The sequence below is a fragment of the Deltaproteobacteria bacterium genome, from assembly GCA_016874735.1.
Taxonomy (GTDB): domain Bacteria; phylum Bdellovibrionota_B; class Oligoflexia; order Oligoflexales; family CAIYRB01; genus CAIYRB01.
Map to the genome: position 1 here is coordinate 1 of VGTI01000131.1, position 4,647 is coordinate 4,647.

The 4,647-nt window shown below is 51.5% G+C and carries 6 protein-coding genes; 3 read left to right on the top strand and 3 right to left on the bottom strand.

Translation table 11 applies throughout. The features are described 5' to 3' along the window. From FJ146_19525 to FJ146_19535, 3 genes are all read right to left on the bottom strand, one after another. A partial coding sequence (locus FJ146_19525; protein MBM4254161.1) for a glucose-1-phosphate thymidylyltransferase occupies positions 1 to 117 on the bottom strand: 117 nt, incomplete at its 3' end. A gap of 76 nt (positions 118 to 193) precedes the next feature. Next, positions 194 to 973 (bottom strand): hypothetical protein, encoded by a 780-nt coding sequence (locus FJ146_19530; protein MBM4254162.1) that lies wholly within the window; start codon positions 971 to 973, stop codon positions 194 to 196. Further along, positions 973 to 1,578: a DUF4065 domain-containing protein gene (locus FJ146_19535; protein MBM4254163.1), complete on the bottom strand. Its 606-nt coding sequence runs from the start codon at positions 1,576 to 1,578 to the stop codon at positions 973 to 975. The genes FJ146_19530 and FJ146_19535 overlap by 1 nt, the downstream gene beginning before the upstream one ends. A gap of 155 nt (positions 1,579 to 1,733) precedes the next feature. On the opposite strand from FJ146_19535, the gene FJ146_19540 reads away from it, so the two are divergent. From FJ146_19540 to FJ146_19550, 3 genes are all read left to right on the top strand, one after another. Next, the gene (locus FJ146_19540; protein ID MBM4254164.1) at positions 1,734 to 2,789 is read left to right on the top strand and encodes a glycosyltransferase family 2 protein; all 1,056 of its coding nucleotides are present in this window, start codon (positions 1,734 to 1,736) and stop codon (positions 2,787 to 2,789) included. A 185-nt stretch (positions 2,790 to 2,974) separates the two neighbouring features. Further along, positions 2,975 to 4,162, top strand: a complete 1,188-nt coding sequence (locus tag FJ146_19545) for an ATP-binding protein (protein MBM4254165.1) — start codon at positions 2,975 to 2,977, stop codon at positions 4,160 to 4,162. Between the two features lie 62 nt (positions 4,163 to 4,224). Next, positions 4,225 to 4,647 (top strand): hypothetical protein (locus FJ146_19550; GenBank protein MBM4254166.1); only part of this gene is annotated, 423 nt, incomplete at its 3' end.

The following is a 4,647-nucleotide window of genomic DNA, read 5'->3' on the forward strand; positions in this document are numbered from 1 at the left end:
GGAGAGTGGGTAGTAGATCATCGGCTTGTCGTAGATCGGCAGCATCTGCTTGCTGACTGCGATGGTCAATGGATAGAGCCTGGTGCCTGAGCCGCCGGCAAGAACGATACCCTTCATGGGTGGTCTCCCTGTTTGCCTGTTGTAGCGCCATCATATTGGCAAGTTAGGCGGGGTTTCAACGGGAAACGGAATGTTAGGTTTGGATATCAGGTTCAATTTCGACTGTTTCTGTGATCGCCGGAGTTAAATGTCGCGCTATGAAATCGCGGACTAGAAAACAGTCCTGATCTTCAGGGCGACTTCCTGGTCTATCGCGGCGACGGCGATGAGCATAGAGTAATGCGTCCCGGTAGCGCCGGCGGTCTTTGCCAGATGGAGCAAACCGGCGAAGTTTCATGCCATTGCTATGCGCCAATGCCATTAATAAAAGGCGCGTGGTCCTGCCATTGCCGTCGCGGAATGGATGAATCCGAAACAGTTCTACCATTATGTATGCATAGGCAGCGGCGAAATCACGGGTATTCCTAGCGCTTTTGATTCTCACCATGGTCTCTGACCATGCGCGAGCTAACTCGGTCTCGATGGCCTGACCTGGAACACCCTCAAACTCGTTGCGACCTTGATCCACAGTGACTATCTCTGCCGCAGTGCGGATTCGTCCTAGCGATTTAATTCCGATCCCATGAGACAGTCGTGCACACAAATGTCCGATGTAGGAGTAGGCCTGACCTGGATCAGACGGTGGAGATAGACCCCCAGCTAATATTTGCGATGCAATTTCGCTGTAGTTTGCTTCAATTTGACGACTTCGCGCGATGACAAGGTCCATCGGTACTTTGGACCTGCCCGTCTCAAAATACAGGTCCTCTAGGAGATCTTTGTCTACAATGTCACAAAGGCGGCGTCGTTTTGAGCAGGAAAACTGCTCGCAAATGTAACTCCTGGTGGACCTACACCCTTCGCATAGGGACATTAGAAAACCCGAGCATGATCAAGTGCGGTGGCCAGAGATAGCAGTGATTCAAATCGGCTCACAGGAATCCCATCAACTGTGAATGAACTTGGATCAAAAGTAACGGAAGGTGGAAGCACAGATCCCGGTGCAAACTTGGCTTTAAAATGCGTACTCAGGAGTTCACTGTCGATCTCATGATCATAGCCAGGTTTGTACGTGACAGCCCAGGGGACTTCCCTATGAGTTTCCTCCACCAAGGAAGCAGCCGTTAGGTGTCCGTAGACGGAAAGCACCGCCCTGAGCTGCTCCTCAAGGCCGCCAGAATAATTTGGTTCGGGCAGCGTGGTGACGTTTGCGGAGCTGAGTGGAGTCGCCCCATCAGCTTTGAATCGACGATATATTTCGATATTAACTGGTCCAAGCTTCCATGCTCGGAACCGTATGTCGCCTAGCTCCTCAGTGGCATCGTATGCAATAGCCGCACCGACTGCGTAGAAAACTAACTTCTGCAATTTCAGCGGAGTTAGGTCTTTTCGCGGGTAATGCTCCACGAGCCATCTAGCCAATGTCAGGGGTGCGGGGTTAATGATGAGTCCTCCAAGAAGCAGGTCAATGCATACCACAACGGAGGTGCGGTGTCGTTACTCAAGCTAACACACTGAGCATGCGGCCTAGGTGAGAGGCCATAAGTAAGAGGCCGTAGCTAAGACTGTTTTCTTGGCAATTACTCGCCAGTTCATGCATGATCAGAAAATTATTGGGATAAGAAGAGTTTTATATGACGCTGCTCCTGCGCCTAACCATCCTAGCCTGGCGGCTCTTGTGCCTAGGTTACACACGCCTACGTTGGCCAAGTCTATGGTGCAGGCCTGAGTTGTTGCTTCGTTATGAGACGCCGGCGCAGAAGGCAGCTTATAAGGATGATACTGCCGTAGAGTTGAGTCCGTCATCGGCACCGACGAAGGTGTTAGTGGTGATCCCATTTAGGGATAAGTGGGAGCTCACAGCTACTTGTCTCGCGAGCCTGAAGCAGCAGGACCTAACGGGCCTCGATGTGCATGTGGCATTGGTGGATAATGGTTCGGAGGAGGCAGCTACAACCAACGGCATCAATCAGGTGCTTAGCGAATCACATCCGCCTCATCTGCGCTTTAGCGTGCAGCGACTTGATATCCCGTTTAACTACTCGCGTCTTAATAACCTGGCCGTATCCCACGCATCGGGATTTGGTGCGGACGACTACCTGCTACTAAATAACGACGTTTACTTCACGGCGACCGACACCATTGCGAGGATGGCCGCGTTTCTCGGTAGTAAGAGATCTGCCGCAAGTGTCGGCTGCTCGCTCCTATATCCGGATCAGACGATTCAGCATCTCTTTATCTTTGTTGGTAACAAGATCGTGGGAGCTCACCCCTACAAGGGGCGTAGGTTAGATTTATCTGATCCATGGTGCCGCGAGCCACGACCAGTTGGTGGTGCTACGGCTGCTTTACTCATGGTGCGAGCGAGCGACTACCAAGCTGTGGGCGGATTTGATGAAGACTTACCATCCTGCTACCAGGACGTAGATCTAGCGCTTAAGTTTTTGGACCGCGGCAAAACCAACTGGGTCATCCCAGACGTCACCGCTATCCACGCTGAGACGCAAACACGTCGCCCTGATCATCATTGGTCGGAGGTGGAGTATATGGACCGCAAATGGGGCCAGAAACTTTGGGCCAATCAATACGTGTCGCCGGCCTTCAGCCGCTGGTCGGAGCAGATAGCACTCACGCTTGGTGAGGGGGCTTATCCTTGGCGATGGTTGGCACGGTTTGAGGGCAAAGACTGACTCGCGTCTGAGATGCGCACATGATCTGTTCGACCCTGTGTTGCCTAGTTTTTCACTTCGGGTTTTTCGGAGAAAACGTGGAGTTTCTCTGAATTCGGCTGATTTATCGGGGTTGTGTACCCAAGTATACCTAAGTTACTATAGGTTAGTGATTTTTAATAACTTAACCTAACTTAGGTATATTCATGGACCCACGGCTAAATCCATATGCTCCAGGGGCAGGTACCCCGCCTCCGGAACTTGCTGGTCGCGACGAGCTTATCGAAAAGGTCTCGATACAACTCGACCGGTGCCGCAATGGCTTGTCTTTTCGAGGATTTTTACTGGTGGGGCTACGAGGGGTCGGTAAAACGGTGCTCCTCACGCGTATGGCGCAAAACGCCGAGGCAGACGGCTTTATCGTCGTATCCGTCGAAACGCCGGAAAAGCGGTCTCTCCCTGCGCTCTTGATCCCGTCCCTCAGAACTGCCCTGCTGAAATTAGACCTGATCGCCAACGCGAGTGACCTCGGGAAAAAGGCCCTGCGTGTGCTTGGTGGTTTTGTACACGCGATGAAGGTCAAATATCAGGACGTTGAGTTCGGGGTCGACTTGGGTAAGGAGCTTGGCATTGCTGATTCTGGGGACCTGGAGAGCGACCTTACGGCATTATTTCTTGAAATCGGACGCGCAGCAAAAGCCAAAAAAACCGCATTGGCAATCTTTATCGACGAGATTCAATACATCGACGAAGACCAGTTTGCGGCGCTCATCATGGCTCTTCACAAGTGCACTCAATACCAGTTACCCGTAGCACTTGTCGGTGCTGGCCTTCCTCAACTCATTGGCCAGGCTGGTCGTGCAAAGTCCTATGCGGAGAGACTTTTTGAGTATCCCCAGGTTGGTCCTTTGACAAAAGAAGCTGCAAGAAAGGCGCTCGAAGCGCCGGCTAGCAAATTGCATGTCACTTTCGACGAGAAGGCTTTGGATGAAATTTTGCACCAGACAGAATGTTATCCCTATTTTCTGCAGGAATGGGGCAAGTACAGCTGGCAGTGTGCAACGCATCCCACTATCAATGAGACAGATGCAAAAACCGCTACAGCCCTTGCCATATCTGAGCTGGACGCGAGTTTCTTTCGCGTACGATTTGATCGTCTGACGCCGAGCGAAAAGCGATATCTCCGTGCTATTGCCGAGCTGGGACCCGGTCCTCATCGTTCAGGAGATATTGCTTATGTGCTAAGGAAAGAGGTCAATTCCGTTGCACCGACGCGAGCAACGCTTATTGCGAAAGGGATGATTTACAGCCCATCGCATGGGGATAACCATTTCACTGTGCCACTATTTGGTGAGTACATGAAGCGAGTGATGCCAGTACTTGAATATCCATGAGGGCACATCAAAGTAAAAAGTCATCGATAAAGTTCAGTTACTAGATATGAAAACGAAAACGCATGAACATTTGGCCACCTCAGTCTGGTTCCTCTAAACGCCTCCAGTTAATAGGCGTTGGTCTACTGACCCTGGCTCTGACGCTTAGGCTACTCCACTTCGTTGATCGCTATACGGTCAACATGCTCTTTCGTGATCAGTTTGATTTTCTTCAGAGCTTTTTCGACGGGGCAAATATGTGGACCAGGTTTGCCTGGCAGCATGGGCCGCACCGCCAAGGACTCGGAGCGATTCTACTCACCGTGATTTATGACCTCAGTAACTGGAATACGCGGGTTGAGGGGTGGGTGACCGCGGGCATCTTGATACTCACCTGTCTGATGGCTCTCTGGCTTAAATACAGGATCACGCGCGCTATAGTATGGGGCGACGCGGTGATTCCGCTCATTTTCTTAACGCTATTCCAGTACGAGCAGTTTGCCCTC

What these genes read in the sequence shown, in the direction of transcription:
- FJ146_19530 (MBM4254162.1), bottom strand. Translation starts at nt 973, where the DNA reads ATGTCCCTATGCGAAGGGTGTAGGTCCACCAGGAGTTACATTTGCGAG.
- FJ146_19545 (MBM4254165.1), top strand. Translation starts at nt 2,975, where the DNA reads ATGGACCCACGGCTAAATCCATATGCTCCAGGGGCAGGTACCCCGCCT.
- FJ146_19540 (MBM4254164.1), top strand. Translation starts at nt 1,734, where the DNA reads ATGACGCTGCTCCTGCGCCTAACCATCCTAGCCTGGCGGCTCTTGTGC.